The 14,956-nt window shown below is 63.3% G+C and carries 17 protein-coding genes; 6 read left to right on the forward strand and 11 right to left on the reverse strand.

What is annotated here, in order from left to right; genetic code table 11:
• Window positions 1-28 precede the first annotated feature (28 nt).
• The 3 genes from ACGYLQ_RS12125 to ACGYLQ_RS12135 form a co-directional block, all read right to left on the reverse strand.
• Entirely contained in the window at window positions 29-1,051 is a 1,023-nt protein-coding gene (locus ACGYLQ_RS12125) for an aspartate-semialdehyde dehydrogenase (protein WP_067266005.1), read from the reverse strand.
• Window positions 1,052-1,159: 108 nt separating this feature from the next.
• Complete coding sequence (locus tag ACGYLQ_RS12130; RefSeq protein ID WP_394443331.1) at window positions 1,160-1,834, reverse strand: transcriptional regulator; 675 nt, start codon at window positions 1,832-1,834, stop codon at window positions 1,160-1,162.
• Between the two features lies 1 nt (window position 1,835).
• On the reverse strand, window positions 1,836-2,144 hold the full coding sequence (locus ACGYLQ_RS12135; protein WP_120349986.1) for a hypothetical protein: 309 nt from the start codon (window positions 2,142-2,144) through the stop codon (window positions 1,836-1,838).
• 217 nt (window positions 2,145-2,361) lie between these two features.
• On the opposite strand from ACGYLQ_RS12135, the gene ACGYLQ_RS12140 reads away from it, so the two are divergent.
• The 3 genes from ACGYLQ_RS12140 (at window position 2,362) to ACGYLQ_RS12150 (ending at window position 4,886) form a co-directional block, all read left to right on the forward strand.
• On the forward strand, window positions 2,362-2,943 hold the full coding sequence (locus ACGYLQ_RS12140; protein ID WP_394443208.1) for a hypothetical protein: 582 nt from the start codon (window positions 2,362-2,364) through the stop codon (window positions 2,941-2,943).
• 124 nt (window positions 2,944-3,067) lie between these two features.
• A complete protein-coding gene (locus ACGYLQ_RS12145) occupies window positions 3,068-3,697 on the forward strand; it encodes a ribonuclease HII (protein WP_394443210.1) in 630 nt (209 codons plus the stop codon).
• Window positions 3,698-3,785: 88 nt separating this feature from the next.
• A complete protein-coding gene (locus ACGYLQ_RS12150; protein WP_136720258.1) occupies window positions 3,786-4,886 on the forward strand; it encodes a site-specific DNA-methyltransferase in 1,101 nt (366 codons plus the stop codon).
• A 124-nt stretch (window positions 4,887-5,010) separates the two neighbouring features.
• Here the strand turns inward: ACGYLQ_RS12150 and ACGYLQ_RS12155 are convergent, their stop codons facing one another.
• From ACGYLQ_RS12155 to mutY, 3 genes are all read right to left on the reverse strand, one after another.
• Window positions 5,011-5,436 carry a response regulator gene (locus ACGYLQ_RS12155; protein WP_394443212.1) on the reverse strand — a complete coding sequence of 142 codons (426 nt, stop codon included), beginning with the start codon at window positions 5,434-5,436 and terminating at the stop codon, window positions 5,011-5,013.
• A gap of 68 nt (window positions 5,437-5,504) precedes the next feature.
• The gene (locus ACGYLQ_RS12160) at window positions 5,505-6,653 is read right to left on the reverse strand and encodes an alkane 1-monooxygenase (protein ID WP_394443214.1); all 1,149 of its coding nucleotides are present in this window, start codon (window positions 6,651-6,653) and stop codon (window positions 5,505-5,507) included.
• Window positions 6,654-6,719: 66 nt separating this feature from the next.
• Window positions 6,720-7,784: an A/G-specific adenine glycosylase gene (mutY, locus tag ACGYLQ_RS12165; protein WP_394443216.1), complete on the reverse strand. Its 1,065-nt coding sequence runs from the start codon at window positions 7,782-7,784 to the stop codon at window positions 6,720-6,722.
• An 82-nt stretch (window positions 7,785-7,866) separates the two neighbouring features.
• Between mutY and ACGYLQ_RS12170 the strand changes: the two genes are divergently transcribed.
• Genes ACGYLQ_RS12170 through ACGYLQ_RS12180 form a run of 3 tightly spaced genes read left to right on the forward strand, consistent with a single transcriptional unit; the run spans window position 7,867 to window position 10,216 of the window.
• Entirely contained in the window at window positions 7,867-8,376 is a 510-nt protein-coding gene (locus ACGYLQ_RS12170) for a DUF721 domain-containing protein (RefSeq protein ID WP_271688827.1), read from the forward strand.
• Between the two features lie 35 nt (window positions 8,377-8,411).
• On the forward strand, window positions 8,412-9,098 hold the full coding sequence (locus ACGYLQ_RS12175; RefSeq protein ID WP_394443218.1) for a DsbA family protein: 687 nt from the start codon (window positions 8,412-8,414) through the stop codon (window positions 9,096-9,098).
• Window positions 9,098-10,216 (forward strand): CaiB/BaiF CoA-transferase family protein, encoded by a 1,119-nt coding sequence (locus ACGYLQ_RS12180; RefSeq protein ID WP_067624451.1) that lies wholly within the window; start codon window positions 9,098-9,100, stop codon window positions 10,214-10,216. The genes ACGYLQ_RS12175 and ACGYLQ_RS12180 overlap by 1 nt, the downstream gene beginning before the upstream one ends.
• Here ACGYLQ_RS12180 and lpxK read toward each other — a convergent pair.
• The 5 genes from lpxK to ACGYLQ_RS12205 all read right to left on the reverse strand — a co-directional run bounded on the left by lpxK (window position 10,213) and on the right by ACGYLQ_RS12205 (window position 14,858).
• On the reverse strand, window positions 10,213-11,199 hold the full coding sequence (gene lpxK / locus ACGYLQ_RS12185; RefSeq protein ID WP_394443220.1) for a tetraacyldisaccharide 4'-kinase: 987 nt from the start codon (window positions 11,197-11,199) through the stop codon (window positions 10,213-10,215). The genes ACGYLQ_RS12180 and lpxK overlap by 4 nt on opposite strands.
• Window positions 11,186-12,430, reverse strand: a complete 1,245-nt coding sequence (locus ACGYLQ_RS12190; protein ID WP_394443221.1) for a 3-deoxy-D-manno-octulosonic acid transferase — start codon at window positions 12,428-12,430, stop codon at window positions 11,186-11,188. The genes lpxK and ACGYLQ_RS12190 overlap by 14 nt, the downstream gene beginning before the upstream one ends.
• Before the next feature lie 6 nt (window positions 12,431-12,436).
• Window positions 12,437-12,679, reverse strand: a complete 243-nt coding sequence (locus tag ACGYLQ_RS12195) for a DUF4170 domain-containing protein (protein ID WP_067262181.1) — start codon at window positions 12,677-12,679, stop codon at window positions 12,437-12,439.
• Window positions 12,680-12,742: 63 nt separating this feature from the next.
• Window positions 12,743-13,519 (reverse strand): 3'(2'),5'-bisphosphate nucleotidase CysQ, encoded by a 777-nt coding sequence (locus tag ACGYLQ_RS12200; RefSeq protein WP_394443332.1) that lies wholly within the window; start codon window positions 13,517-13,519, stop codon window positions 12,743-12,745.
• Window positions 13,512-14,858 carry a TldD/PmbA family protein gene (locus ACGYLQ_RS12205; protein WP_394443222.1) on the reverse strand — a complete coding sequence of 449 codons (1,347 nt, stop codon included), beginning with the start codon at window positions 14,856-14,858 and terminating at the stop codon, window positions 13,512-13,514. The genes ACGYLQ_RS12200 and ACGYLQ_RS12205 overlap by 8 nt, the downstream gene beginning before the upstream one ends.
• Between the last annotated feature and the right edge of the window lie 98 nt (window positions 14,859-14,956).

Raw genomic sequence — 14,956 nt, forward strand, 5'->3', positions numbered from 1 at the left:
TTTCTTACTCCTAAGCTGTGGCTAAACCTCAGCCCTTTTTCAGCACTTCGCGGCCCAGCAGCTCGGCGATCTGTACGGCGTTCAGGGCGGCACCCTTGCGCAGGTTGTCGCTGACGCACCACAGGTTGATACCGTTGTCGATGGTGCTGTCCTGACGGATGCGGCTGATGAAGGTGGCGAAATCGCCGACGCATTCGACGGGCGTGACGTAGCCCCCGTCTTCGCGCTTGTCGATCACCATGATGCCGGGCGCTTCACGCAGGATATCTCGGGCTTCGGCCTCATCAAGGTGGTCTTCGAATTCGATATTGATCGATTCCGCATGGCCCACGAAAACCGGCACGCGCACGCAGGTTGCGGTGACCTTGATCGACGGGTCGACGATCTTCTTGGTCTCGGCGACCATCTTCCATTCTTCCTTGGTCGAACCGTCTTCGAGGAAGACGTCGATATGCGGAATCACGTTAAAGGCGATCTGCTTGGGGTAGACCTTGGCCTCGTAATTGTCGGTCGGGTTGTAGACCGATTTGGTCTGGTCCCAGAGCTCGTCGATGGCCTCTTTGCCCGAGCCGGAAACCGACTGGTAAGTGCTGACAACGACGCGCTTGATCTTGGCGCGGTCGTGCAGCGGCTTCAGCGCCACGACCATCTGCGCGGTGGAGCAGTTGGGGTTGGCGATGATGTTCTTCTTGGAGTAACCGTGCACGTCTTCGGGGTTCACTTCCGGCACGATCAGCGGCACTTCGTTGTCGTAGCGGTAGAGCGAAGAGTTATCGATCACCACGCAGCCCGCTTTGGCAGCGGCAGGGGCGTATTTCTTGGTCGCTTCCGAGCCCACGGCGAAAAGCGCCATGTCCCAGCCGGTGAAATCGAAAGTGTCGAGGTCTTTGGTCTTCAGGGTCTTGTCCCCGAAGGTGATCTCAGTCCCGAGCGAACGGCGGCTGGCAAGAGCCACGATCTCGTCCACGGGGAACTGACGCTCCGCAAGGATGTTCAACATTTCACGGCCCACATTGCCTGTGGCACCGACGACGGCGACGCGATAACCCATTTGATTACTCCAGTCTGTCCAATTTAATTTGACGCCATTTAACGTGCCTGCGGGGCATTGGCTAGGGCCAGCCGCGTGAGGGCGGGGCAGGGCGGTGCTTTGCCGGGGTTAAAGAACCTTGATCACGTCCTTGTTGATCGCGAGCATATAGCCGCGCCGGGCGATGTTCTTGACCAGCAGTTCCGACACCAGCTGGTTGCCAAGCGTGTCGCGCAGGCGTTTGATCCGCGTGGCACCCGCGGCCTCATCACAGTCGGCGGGGCTGCGGCCCGAGATCATGCCTTCGATCTCAGAGCCCGACAGCACGTCGTCATCCATCCGCGCCTCAGCAAGGACTGCCATCGTCTCCATCGCAGCAGCCGTCAGTTTGAAGCCGAGGTTATTGAGATAGACGGTATTCTCTTCCCGGCTGATCAGCAGGGAATTGACCTGAATGCCCGTCCGCTCGATCTGGGCCATGCGGCGGTTGAAGCCGATCAGCATGAACAGAAACACCATCGCCGCGACCAGCATGGCGCTGGCAAAGACCAAGAGCACCACGATCACGATGCGGTAGCTGGCCAAAGTCTCGGAAAAGGCGGTGCCGGACTGGGCGAGGATTTCCAGCAGCTTGATCTCGGCCTGGGTGGTCAGATCATCGTTCTCGATAAAGATCCGCTCGACCCGGGCGTTAAAGACGTTCGCATCCGGCAGCGCCCAGAGCAGCACAAGCGCCCCGACCAAAAGCACGGCGACCACGGTGGCGATGCCACCGATCACGAAACGCCCGCCAAATCTGCGCATGTCAGAAGCGGAGGTAGAATGTTCCTGCACTGTCTTTCCTTTGATCCAAGCCTTCGTCACCGAAAACAGACAGCACATTCAACAATGTCCAGCCCTCCGCTGCAAGACGCGGCGTGAGTTCGGTTTCGGCGGAGGCTGGCTCACAGGCCCCGGAGATCTGCGCCACCCCATAGTGAAGGCGCAGCGGATTGTCTTGCTTGGCCTTGTAATCGGCAAAGCATCCAGCCGTTGCCGCGGCCGGCAGGGCCAGAATGACCGCCAGCGCGGTCAGCAAGGAGAGACATGGGTTTGAGAGGCATGGGTTTTTCATATGTTTTTAATGCGCTTTCACCCGCTGATATTCAATAACCAAGGCGATTTGAGCGTCTTGTTATTGGATAACGGCCCCCTGTTATTGCCTGTCTTTGGCCCTCATCCCAATTTGTTGGCACCAACAGACATACGAACCGATACGCGGCCCCCGAGTTATGGCCGCAGAGGATCAAGGGCGCAGCGAAACGCGCCGATAACGAGAAGGGACCAGACCCATGTACCGCAAGTTCATTGCTACCATCGCCGCCCTGTCGGTTGCCATCACTGCCTTTGGCGCCCGCCCGGCTGCTGCCGATGAAAAAGAGGTGCTGCGCACGCTCGCCGCGATTGCGGGTGTCGCGATCGTGGGCAAGATGATCTACGACAACAACAAAGAGCGTAAAGAGCGTGAGACCGTGACCCGTCGCCGTGCCGCGCCGGTCTATGAGGCGCCCCGGTATTACCCGACGGTTTCCAAGCGGCCCCATCAGCGCCCCTATGTTGACCCGCGCCCCGCACCGCGTCGCAGCGACTGGACCCGCCCTGAGCGCGACCGTACCACCTACCCTGAGCGCGAAGTGCGCCCCCTGCCTGAGCGCGTGGACCGCAAGCTGCTGCCGCAGCAGTGCTTCCGCAGCTATGAGGGCGATGAGGGCAAGGTCATGATGTTTGGCGAGCCCTGCCTTGAGAAAAATTACTCCTATGCCGATCGCCTGCCCCGCTACTGCGCCAAACGCGTCAGTACCGCCGAGGGCGCGCGCTACGGCTATGACGCCCGCTGTCTGCGCGACTCGGGTTACAGCTTGGCGCGTCGGTAACTCCGGCGTGCCTTGACCGAGCGGCACGTCCCTGTCGCTCGGGTTTTGAAAGGGGGGGTGTTCGGGCGCCTCCCCTTTCTCTTTTCTGTTGCACCTTTGGGGCGCATGCGGTTTCACCAGCCCCATGATACCTGACTATGAACTCGAACGCGGGGCGATGACCCGCGGCTTTCGCACCATCGCCGGTGTGGACGAAGTGGGCCGTGGCCCACTGGCCGGGCCGGTCACTGCCGCTGCCGTGGTCTTTGCCGAAGGGCAGATCCCTCAGGGGTTGAACGATTCCAAGAAACTGACCGCCCGCGCCCGTGAAAGGCTTTATGAAGAGATCATGTCGGTCGCCGTGGTCTGCGTGGCCCATGCCACGGTCGAAGAGATCGAGGAACACAACATCTTGCGTGCCAGCCATCTGGCCATGACCCGTGCATTGGCCGGATTGGCCTGCAAAGCGGACTATGCGCTGATCGACGGCAATATGCTTCCGCGTGATTTGGCGCTGCCCGCGCAACCTGTGGTGAAGGGCGATGCGCGCTGTCTGTCGATCTCAGCGGCTTCTATCGTTGCGAAAACCGTGCGCGATAACCTCATGGTGGATTTGGCGCAACAGCATCCGGGTTACGGTTGGGAAACCAATATGGGCTATGGCTCGAAAAGCCACATCGCCGCCCTGCAGGATCTTGGTGTCACCCCACACCATAGACGTTTGTTCAAACCGGTACACAATATCTTGTATCAAGCCAATTTGTTAACCGATTGATTCAAAAAAGAAATTGACCACGATTCTCTGATGGCTCATTTTATCCACAACCAATGAGCGCTTAAGCGCCGGGTAATGAGGCAGAGATATGAAAACGATGACAAAGGGCGCCGCGGCGCTTCCCTTGAACACTATTGTTGCGGGCGATTGCATTGAGGCAATGAACGCCCTCCCAGCAGAATCGGTGGATCTGATCTTCGCGGATCCGCCCTACAACTTGCAGTTGCGAGGTGATTTGCATCGCCCCGACAACTCCAAGGTCGATGCAGTTGATGACGAATGGGACCAATTCGCCAGCTTCAAAGCCTATGACGAATTCACCCGCGCATGGCTTAAAGCCGCGCGGCGTCTGCTCAAGCCCGATGGTGCGATCTGGGTGATCGGCAGCTATCACAACATCTTCCGCGTCGGTGCCGCGCTTCAGGATCAAGGCTTCTGGATCCTCAACGATGTGGTCTGGCGCAAATCCAACCCGATGCCGAACTTCCGCGGCAAGCGCTTTACCAATGCCCATGAGACGATGATCTGGGCCGGCAAGAGCGAGAACAGCAAATATACCTTCAACTATGAGGCGCTGAAGGCGCTGAACGAAGGCATTCAGATGCGCAGCGATTGGGTGCTGCCGATCTGCACCGGCCATGAGCGTCTGAAGGATGAGGCGGGCGAGAAAGCGCATCCGACGCAGAAGCCCGAAAGCCTGCTACACCGCATTCTTGTCGGCTCGACCAACCCCGGCGACGTGATCCTCGACCCGTTCTTCGGCACCGGCACCACCGGCGCCGTGGCCAAGATGCTGGGCCGCGATTTTATCGGGATCGAACGTGAGGAAGCCTATCGCAAGGTTGCTGAAAAGCGGATCTCGATGGTGCGCAAGTTCGACAACGAAGCGCTGCAAACCACCACCTCCAAACGCGCCGAGCCGCGTGTGCCTTTCGGCCAGTTGGTCGAGCGTGGCATGCTGCGCCCGGGCGAGAACCTCTATTCCATGAATGGCCGCCACAAGGCCAAGGTCCGCGCCGATGGCACCCTCATTGGCAGCGATGTCAAAGGGTCGATCCATCAGGTTGGCGCGGCCTATGAGAAAGCGCCAAGCTGCAACGGCTGGACCTATTGGTGCTACAAGAAAGACGGCAAGAATGTCCCCATCGACATTCTGCGTCAGCAGATCAGGGCCGAGATGGCGAACTGATCCACCCCGGATAATCGAACACCGCCGGCACCCGTGGCCCCTCTGCGTGAGGGGCATGCACACGGGTGCCTACCTTGACCCCGCCCGATGGCGGGGTTTTTTTGAATCAGCCTGTGAGGCTGGCCTAATGCATCTGCCGGTTGCGGCCCTGAAGCGCGCGCAGCGCAGCGGCGAGGTAGGTGGCATCGAAGTCGCATTTATTCACCACATAGAGCACCCCGGCAGAGGCGGCTTTCTCCCACATGACCGGAGAGGGCCAATCGCTGAGCATGATGACAGGGGTTTGGGCGTGGCGATCGTCACAGGCCAGTTCCAGCGCGAAATTCGCGCCCAGCCCATCGGGCAGGTTGTTGTCGAGCAGGATCAGCGCCTTGTCCCCGGCGCTGAGCGCCCGGCGTGCCGCTTCGATGCTGGGGGCGAATTCGACCTGCATCCCGCCATAGGCGCGGGCCAGAACGCGGCGCAGTCTTTCTCGGTCAAACTCACTGTCTTCGACGATCAGACAGGTGCCATCATAGGCCGCCCGCGCGGGCGTTTGTTGGTGCTGCATCAATACCACTCCACTGGTAACAATCGCAGCTTTTCTGGCAGGCAAAGTTTAACTTTGCGTTGCCGTGATCAGAGCCGGGGCAGGGGATTGCTGGCCTTGTTGTAGGCTTTCCAATCGGTGATCTCGGGGTAGTACATCTCGCGCCATTTGCGCACCCGCGGGTTCATAACGCGCCGCCACAGCGGCGGCACCATGGCGGCCATGGTCATCACCGGATAGCCGTAAGGAAGCTGCGGCGCATCGCCCGTGCCGTAGGTTTGCAAGACCGGAAAGCGCCGGTCGGGTTTGTAGTGGTGATCGGAATGGCGTTGCAGGTTGATCAGCAGCCAGTTGCTGGCCTTATGCGCCGCGTTCCACGAATGGCGCGGTTGGACATGTTCATATTTCCCGCCGCCCAGATGTTTACGCGTCAGCCCGTAGTGTTCGATGTAATTGACCAGTTCCAATTGCCAGATCGCCACCCCGGCTTGGACAAGGAACAGGCCCAGCCCGCTCCAACCGCCCAAGATCAGCGCCAGCAGCAGAAAGGTGGCTTGCAGCGCCCAGTATTTGAAAAACGGATTGCCCGGATCGGTCCAAGGCAGCCCCTTGCGGGCCAGCATGTTCTTTTCCGCTTGAAAGGCCGATGTCAGCGACTCGCGCAGCACGCGGGGGTAGAAGCGATGAAACCCTTCGTTGTAGCGCGCCGTCACCGTGTCGCGCGGGGTGCCGACATGGCGGTGGTGCACCAACAGATGCTCAGACCGGAAATGCGAATAAAGCACCATGGCCAGCAGGATATCCGCCAGCCGCCGCTCGGTCTTGTTGCGTTGGTGCATCAGCTCATGGCTGTAGTTGATCCCGATGGTGCCGGTGATGACGCCCACGCCGAAGAACAGAAAGATCCGCTCTGCCGTGTCCAGATGCCCGGCGCGTGTGGCGTAGTAGATCAGGCCAAAGACGGTCAGGCATTGCAGCGGTGTCCAGAGCAGGGTGACGAGGCGGTACCAATAAAGATCATCCTCCGTCGCCTCCAGATCGGCGTTGTCGAGGTTCAGCCCCAGCACCGCGTCGAGCATCGAAAACAGATACCATGTCACCAGCGGCAGCAGCGCGATGGTCCAGCCGCCCTGCGCCGCACAGAACCACGCCAGCGGGATCAGCAGCAGGGACATCCAGAAAGGCAGGGCGCGCGACAGGCGGGCGAGGTCTTGGGCGGCGATGATGCGGTTGGCCATGGGGCACCTCATAGTTGCGCGCCAGATATACCGCAGTTTGCCCGAGGCTCAAAGCCTGACGCGGCGCTAGCGCGCGAGGTCGAAGGCCTTGCGCATCACGGTGGGCAGATCGCTGGGGCGGAACTGGTTCTGGCCGATGAATTCACCGCTTTCGGGACGGCTGTCATGGCCGACCCGGGCGTGCTGTACCGTCAACATCAGATGGAAATGGGTGAAGGTGTGGCGTACCTCACCCGGCAGGGCGCGCCAATCGGCGGCCAAGGGCGGTGTGCCGTCGGGCCGCGGCTCTGACGTGTCGACCCAGTCGGAGCCGGGCCAGCCGAGCATGCCGCCAAGCAGCCCCTTTTCGGGCCGGGTCTCTAGTAGCCATGCGCCATCCTCGCGCTCTGCCAGATAGACCGTGCCGTGACGGACGGGTTTCGGTTTCTTCGGCGTCTTCTTGGGCAAGAGCGCTGCCGTGCCTTCCGCCCGCGCGGCGCAGGGATCGCGCCAAGGGCAGATGCCGCAGGCGGGGGATTTCGGGGTGCAGATCGTGGCGCCCAGATCCATCACCGCTTGGGCATAGTCGCCGGGCCGGGCCGCCGGGGTCAGGGCGGCGGCGCGGGCCATCAGCTCGGGCTTGGCGGCGGGCAGGGGCGTATGGATGTCATAGACCCGCGCCATCACCCGCTCCACATTGCCGTCGAGCACCGCATGGGGCAAATCGAAGGCGATGGAGGCAATCGCCGCCGCCGTATAGGGCCCGATCCCCGGCAGTTTCAGCAGCGCGTCGTGATCCGCGGGGAAGTTGCCGCCATGCTCATCCACCACCACCCGCGCGCATTTCAGCAGGTTGCGGGCGCGGGCATAATAGCCAAGCCCGGCCCATTCGGCCATCACATCGGCATCCTCGGCAGCGGCGAGGGCGGCGACATCCGGCCAGCGGGCGGTGAACCGTGCGAAGTAGTCCTTTACCGTGGCCACGGTGGTCTGCTGCAACATGACCTCGCTCAGCCAGATGCGATAGGGGTCGGGCATGATCCCGGCGATCCGGTCCTGCGGCGGCACCCGCCATGGCAGGGCGCGGGCGTGGGTGTCGTACCACTCTAGCAGGATCGGCGGCAGCTCGCTGACGCGGGTTTTCTCACGCAATGTTTAGGCCTTTCGACGGGGCAGGGGCTGGTGACGCTGGGGCAAATGGTTATGTATGTCAGCACATTCGGGAAACAAAGCCATGCCGCCACGTCGTACGACTACAAAAGGGTTCAAACGCACCAACAGCCTGCTCTCGCAACAGATCCGCAAGGCGAGCGAGACGCGCGGCTTTGCGCAATCGCGTCTGCTGACCCATTGGGCCGAGATCGCGGGCGAGGCAACCGCCGCCATCTCGCGCCCTGTCGAGGTCAGCTATGGCCGCAAGGAGGGCATCGGTGCCACTCTGACCCTGCTGACCACCGGGGCCAATGCGCCCATGTTGGAGATGCAAAAGGAGCAACTGCGCGCGCGGGTCAACGCGGTCTATGGCTACAACGCCATCGCGCGGGTGCGGATCACCCAGACAGCGGCGACCGGCTTTGCCGAAGGGCGCGTCGCTTTCGATCACAAGCCCAAGGGCGAGAAGCCCCGCCCCAACCCCGCGTTGCAACAAAAAGCAGCCGAGGCCGCCAAGCCGGTGGCCGATGAGGGGCTGCGCGAGGCCCTTGCACGTCTGGGCGAGAACATATTGAACAAGAACCAAAGCTGACGATCTGATAGCTGGTCAAACGGAAGGAACATCCTATGAATCGCAGAAACGTAATCCTTGGCGGTCTTGCCACCCTCGGCGTCGGCGGCTGGTTCGCCGCCAGCAGCTTTGGCTCGGCCCCCCTCGGCAGCACTGCGCTGACCCCCTTCGTCGGCGCTGCGAACGCGCAAACGACCGAGGGCGAAGTCGACACCTCCGGCATCACCGAGATGGTCCTGGGCGATGAAAACGCGCCGGTGACGGTTGTCGAATACGCCTCTTTCACCTGCCCGCATTGCGCGACCTTCCACAACGACACCTTCAAAAAGCTGAAGGCCGATTACATCGACAGTGGCAAGGTCAAGTTCATCTACCGCGAAGTCTATTTCGACCGCTACGGTCTCTGGGCCTCCATGGTGGCGCGCTGCGGCGGTCAGGAGAAGTTCTTTGGCATCGCCGACCTGATCTACAAATCGCAAAGCGAATGGACCCGCGCGGGCGAGCCTGCCGCCATCGTCGACGAGCTGCGCAAGATTGGCCGTCTGGCCGGGCTCGATAACGAGACGCTCGATGAATGCCTGAAAGACGGCGAAAAGGCCGAGGCGCTGGTGGCATGGTACACCGCAAACGCCAAAGAGGATGACATCTCAAGCACGCCGAGCTTTGTCATCGACGGCAAGAAACACTCCAACATGTCCTATGCCGACATGAAGGAAATCCTCGACGAAGCGCTGGCTGGCTAATGACCGCACCGCTTGCAGGACTGAAAGTCGTCGAATTGGCGCGTGTTCTGGCTGGCCCTTGGGCCGGTCAGACACTGTCGGACCTCGGATGCGAGGTGATCAAAGTGGAAAGCCCGGCGGGGGATGACACCCGCCAATGGGGCCCGCCCTTCGTCACCCGGGACGAGGATGTCACCGCTTCCTATTTCCACTCGACCAACCGGGGCAAAGCCTCGGTCACCGTGGATTTCCGCACTGAGGAAGGTCAGGCGCAGGTCAAAGAGCTTTTGGCCGATGCGGATATTCTGATCGAGAATTTCAAGACCGGGGGATTGGCGAAATACGGGTTGGACTATGCCAGCCTGTCTGCGCAGTTCCCGAAACTGATCTATTGTTCGATCACGGGGTTCGGCCATACCGGGCCTTACGCCCATCGCGCGGGTTATGATTTCATCATCCAAGGCATGTCAGGCCTGATGTCGATCACCGGGGAGCCGGACGGCCAGCCGCAGAAATCCGGCATGGCGATCACCGATATCTTTACCGGGGTCTATGCCAGCACCGCGATTCTCGCCGCCGTTCACCAGCGCCACCAAACCGGCGTCGGCCAGCATATCGATATGGCGCTTTTGGATTGCGCCGTGGCGATCACCGGCAATCAGGCGATGAACTATCTGACCACCGGCAAGGCGCCGACGCGGATGGGCAACGCGCATCCCAACCTGACGCCCTATGAGGTGTTTGAGTGTTCCGACGGCCATCTCATCATCGCCACGGGCAATGACGGGCAGTACCAGCGCCTGTGTCAATTGCTGGGGCTGGATGACATGGCCACCGCGCCGGAGTACCTCAAGAACGCCGACCGGGTTGCCAACCGGCCCGAGATGATCCGCCGCCTAACCGGGGCGACCCGTCTGCGCAGCCGTGACGACCTTTTGGCCGCTTGCGAAGCGCATGGCGTGCCTGCCGGGCCGATCAATGACATGGCCGATGTGATGGCCGATCCGCAGGTCGTAGCGCGGGGCATGCAGATCGAACTCGACGGGGTGCCCGGGCTGCGGTCGCCCTTTACCTTTTCGGGGGCCGAGCTTTCGCTGCACCGGCCCGCCCCTAAACTGGGCGAAGACAACAAGGCCTAAGGCGGTGGCAGCCTGTCCAGCGCTGCGTACAGCGCGTTGCCTTCGGGCAGGGACAGGCGCACCGGCAGGGTCAGCACCTTGGCGCGGAACTCCATCGGCAGGCGCACCGCGTCTTTCTCGGTTGTAACAAGCTGGGCGCCGCGCATCGCGGCCTCGGCCTCCAGCCGCAACATCAGCCGCGAGGTCAGCGGCTGGTGATCCTCCAGCGCCTCGGCGTGAAGGATCGTTGCCCCCAGCCCGCGGAGCGTGGCGAAAAACTTCTCAGGATGGCCGATGCCCGCAAAGGCGAGGACTTGGGAATCCGACCAATCCATCCCGGTTTGCAACGGCGCGAGTTCGGCGCGTGCATGGGGCAGGTCCGTCTTGGGCAGCCGTTTCGCAAAGCGCGCCTGCGCCGCCTCATCCCCGATAGAGAGCAACAGGTCAGCCCGCGCCAGCCCTGCCGCGACAGGCTCACGCAACGGCCCAGCGGGCAGGCAGAGGCCGTTGCCGAACCCTTTGACCGCATCCACCACGACGATGCTCAAATCCTGCACCAGCGCGGGGTTCTGAAAACCGTCATCCAGCACCACCACCGTTGCCCCCGCCGCTTCGGCGGCCTGCGCGCCCGCTGCGCGATCCCGGGCGACCCAGACATCCGCAAAGGCGGCGAGCAGCAGTGGCTCGTCCCCGACCTCCTCGGCGCTGTGCTGCAGGGGGTCGACCCGCACCGGCCCCTCTAACGTGCCACCATAACCGCGAGAGACGACATGCGGGCGATGGCCGCGCTCCAGCAGATATTGCAGCACGGCCATCACCGTGGGCGTCTTGCCGGTGCCGCCTGCGTTGATGTTGCCGACGCAGATCACCGGCACCCCCAACCGCAGCGGCGTGCCGCCCGCCAGCCGCCGCGCGGTGGCCGTCGCATAAAGCGCGCCCAGCGGTTGCAACAACCGTGCGCGCCAGTCGGGGCGGGGCAGATGCCAGAAATCAGGCGCGCGCATCGGATGCACCCATTTCTTCGTCGAGCCGGTCTTGCACCATTTCAATCACCCTATCGGCCAGTTCGGCCCCTTCGCTGATCACGTCCCAGCCCGCATGGGCCATGGTGGCGGCCTGATCCGGCGCGATCAAACGCGACACCGCATTGCCAAGCGCGCCCGCGTCATTGACGATCCGCGCCGCGCCTGCCGTGGCGAGCCGCCCGTAGGAGGGCAGGAAGTTGCGCACCTTGGGGCCGTAGAGCACCGCCGAGCCAAGTGCCGCGGCCTCGAACGGGTCGCAGCCGCCGTGGCCCGAGACCAGCGAAGACCCGAGGAAAGACACCGGCGCCACCCGAAAGAACAGCCCCCGGTCGCCCGGATCGTCCGCCACCATGACCTGCGTCGTCTCGTCGGGGTAAGGGTCGTCGCCCCACCGCATCGTGGTGAACCCCCGCGCGCGGGCGCGCTCATGGGCGATATCGGCGGTCGGGTAATCATGGGTGTGCAGGATAAGCAGCAACCGATGCGACAGGCGCAGCGCTTGGCGATGGGCGGTCAGCACGACGGGTATCTCTTCGGCCAAAACCTGCGTTGCATACCAAACCGGACGCCCGACCAGACAGGCCGACATATCCGCCAAATCCGATTCCGCGCAGCGCAGCGCCTGACCACCCGCCAGCAGCGGCGAGGTCACCTGCCCCTTGTTGCGCGGCAGGCCCAGTTGCACGAGACGGCGCAGCACGGCGGGGGAACGGGTCAGCGCCTGTTCGAAAGCCGCCAGCAACTGCCGCGTCACATCGGGCAGCCAACGGTCCCGGCGGCCATCGAAACCGGCGCTGTCGGCGTCGATCATCATCATGGGGCAGCCGCGCCCTGCGGTCTCCAACACGAGGTTGGGCCTCAGCCCGCCCCATGTCCACAGGCAGAAATCGGGCCGCCAATGGTCAAGGAAGCGCGCCACATTGTCGGGGTGTTCGCTAGGGGCGGGGAGGATGAACAGATCGCGCGTCTCGGGCGTGGGCAGCTCTTGTGCCGCCGCGCCATCCGAGAGGGTGACCAGCACCGCGACCCGGTCGCGCATCGCCATGAACCGTTTGGCAAGGTCGAGCACGGCCAGCACGTTGCCCGCTTCGGCGGCATGCATCCAGACCAGTTCCCCCTCGGGACGGGGGGCGTAGGGCGGCGCGTCTTCGGCCCCGCCCCGGCGCACGAGGGCGCGATAGGCTGCAAGCCCCAGCGACCGCGCCGCCATAGTGGTTTATTCCAGCTCTTCGGTGGGCGAGGCCGAGGTCTCTTCGTCGCGCAGGCGGTGCAGATGGGCGATGTAATAGCGCATATGCGCGTTATCGACGGTGCGATGCGCTTCGGATTTCCATGCGTCATAGGCGCTGGCGTAATTGGGGAAGATCCCGACGATATGGATGTCGTCGACATTCTTGAACGCGTTCTTGGTCGGATCGACAAGTTCGCCACCGAAAACAAGGTGCAGGCGTTGGGTCATGGAGCTGTCCTTTGATCTGTCAAAGCTGCGGTGCTGCGCATAGTGCCTAGCAGATGAGGCCGGTCACGCAAGGGCGTCAATCAGCGCGCGCTGCGCCGATGGGCCACCCGCCACGATGCCATCAACACGCGGGTCGCGGTTGTTGAACCTGAGCGGCGCGCCCGTGGCGGTGGTGCAACTGCCGCCCGCTTCGGCCACGATCAGCGTGCCCGCGGCGATGTCCCATTCCCATGTGCGGCGCAGGGTGATCATCGCGTCGAAAGAAGCATCGGCCACCAGCGCCATACGGTAGGCGAGCGAGGGGCGGTAGCTGCGTTTGAACACCGGTGCCGCCCCGCCGTGCCAGCGTTCGGCCACCAGCGCGGGCCGCGCAGCAAGCACGGTCGCCTCGGCCAGCCTGCCCACCTCGGAGGTGCGGATCGGCGTGCCGTTCAACGTGGCCCCGCCGCCCCGGTGCGCGGCATAGAGCATGTCGCGCATCGGCAGATAGACCACCGCCGCCGTGACCTCACCCGCCTCGGCCACCGCCAGCGAATGCGCCCATGTATCGGACCCTTCGACAAAGCTGCGGGTGCCGTCGATCGGGTCGATGATGAACACCCGCTCATGCCCCAGCCGGTCGGTATTGTCCTCCGTCTCCTCGGACAGCCAGCCATAGTCGGGCCGCGCCCTGCGCAACTCCGACAGCAGTAGATCGTTCACTGCCAGATCGGCTTCGGTCACCGGGCCTGCGTTATCGGGCTTATCCCAGCGTTTCGCCGTGGCCCCTACAAAGCCGCGCGCCACGGCACCCGCCTTGCGGGCGGCGTCGATCAGGAGGGTGAGATCGTCCTCAGGCACCGGCAAGGGTCATTCCCGGCACCAGCAGCGAAGGCACGACGCGGCTGAGATGGGTGCGCGCATCATTGGCAGGGATCATCGCCCGCAGCATGTCGCGCAGATTGCCCGCGATGGTGCATTCGTTGATCGCATGGGTGATCTCACCATTCTCGACCCAGAGGCCCGAGGCGCCGCGCGAATAGTCGCCCGTGTTGGGGTTGATCGTGCTGCCGATCATGGAGGTCACCAATAGCCCCGTGCCCATCTCGGCAATCAGATCGTCGCGGCTGGCCTCGCCCTGGGTCAGCGCGATGTTCCAGTTCGACGGCTGCGGGCCAGAGCCGGGGCCGCGCGCGGCGTTGCCGGTGGGGCTGAGTTCCAGCTTGCGGGCGGTGGCGAGGTCGAGTGTCCAATCTTGCAAGATGCCTTTGTCGACGATGGCCCGCCGCTGGGTCGGCAGCCCTTCGGCGTCAAAGGGGCGCGAGCCGGTGGCGCGGATGCGGGTCGGGTCTTCGATCAGGGACAGGGCTTCGGGCAGCACCTGTTCGCCCTTGGCATCGCGCAGGAAGGACGCGCCGCGCGCAATCGCCTGACCGTTGATCGCCCCCAGCAGGTGCCCGATCAGCGAAGCGGCGATGCGTTCGTCAAACAGCACCGGGTAGCTGCCGGTGGGGGGCTTACGGGCATCGAGCCGCGCCAGCGCGCGTTCGCCGGCGCGTGTGCCGATCTCCTGCGCGTCGCGCAGATCGGCCTGAAAGATGCGGCTGTCGCCGTCGTAGTCCCGCTCCATCCCGGTGCCGCTGCCTGCGATGGCGACACAGGACAGCCCGCGTTCGCTGCGGGCATAGCCGCCCTCGAACCCGTTTGTCGCGGCGAGGTAAATCTCTTGCGCGCCATAGCCCGCGCCCGCCGATTGCACTTGGCTAACCCCTTTGACGGCCAGCGCGGCGGCCTCGGCGCGGGCGGCATCCTCTTGCAGGGCTTCGGGGGAGGGTTCGGGCGTGGGGTCGCAAAGCTCCAGCCCTTCGGCATCGCGGCGGGGTGAGAGTTGATCGGGGTCGGCCAGCCCCGCATAGGGATCTTCGGGCGCTTCTCGGGCCATGGCGACGGCGCGTTCGGCCATCTCTTCGATCGTGCGCGATGACGTGTCGGAGGCCGAGACATTGGCCGAACGTTGGCCGACGAAGACCCGCAGCCCGATGTCCGTCCCTTCGGAGCGTTCGGCCTGTTCCAGCGCCCCGCCGCGCACTTCGATCGAGACAGAGCTTGCGGTGATCGCCATGGCATCGGCCGCATCCGCCCCGGCCTTGGTGGCCGCGTGAAGGAGGGACTTGGTCAATGCATCAAGGGCGTCTGGCATGGTCTGGCTCCTTTTGGGGTTGGAAAAGGGGTAATCCCCCGCCCCGCGGGGGGCAAGGGCTGGGCTCTATTTTCCCAGATAGGGCAGGCGCGGCGCAG

The sequence above is a fragment of the Sulfitobacter sp. 1A12779 genome (genome assembly GCF_043557315.1).
Lineage (GTDB): Bacteria > Pseudomonadota > Alphaproteobacteria > Rhodobacterales > Rhodobacteraceae > Sulfitobacter > Sulfitobacter faviae.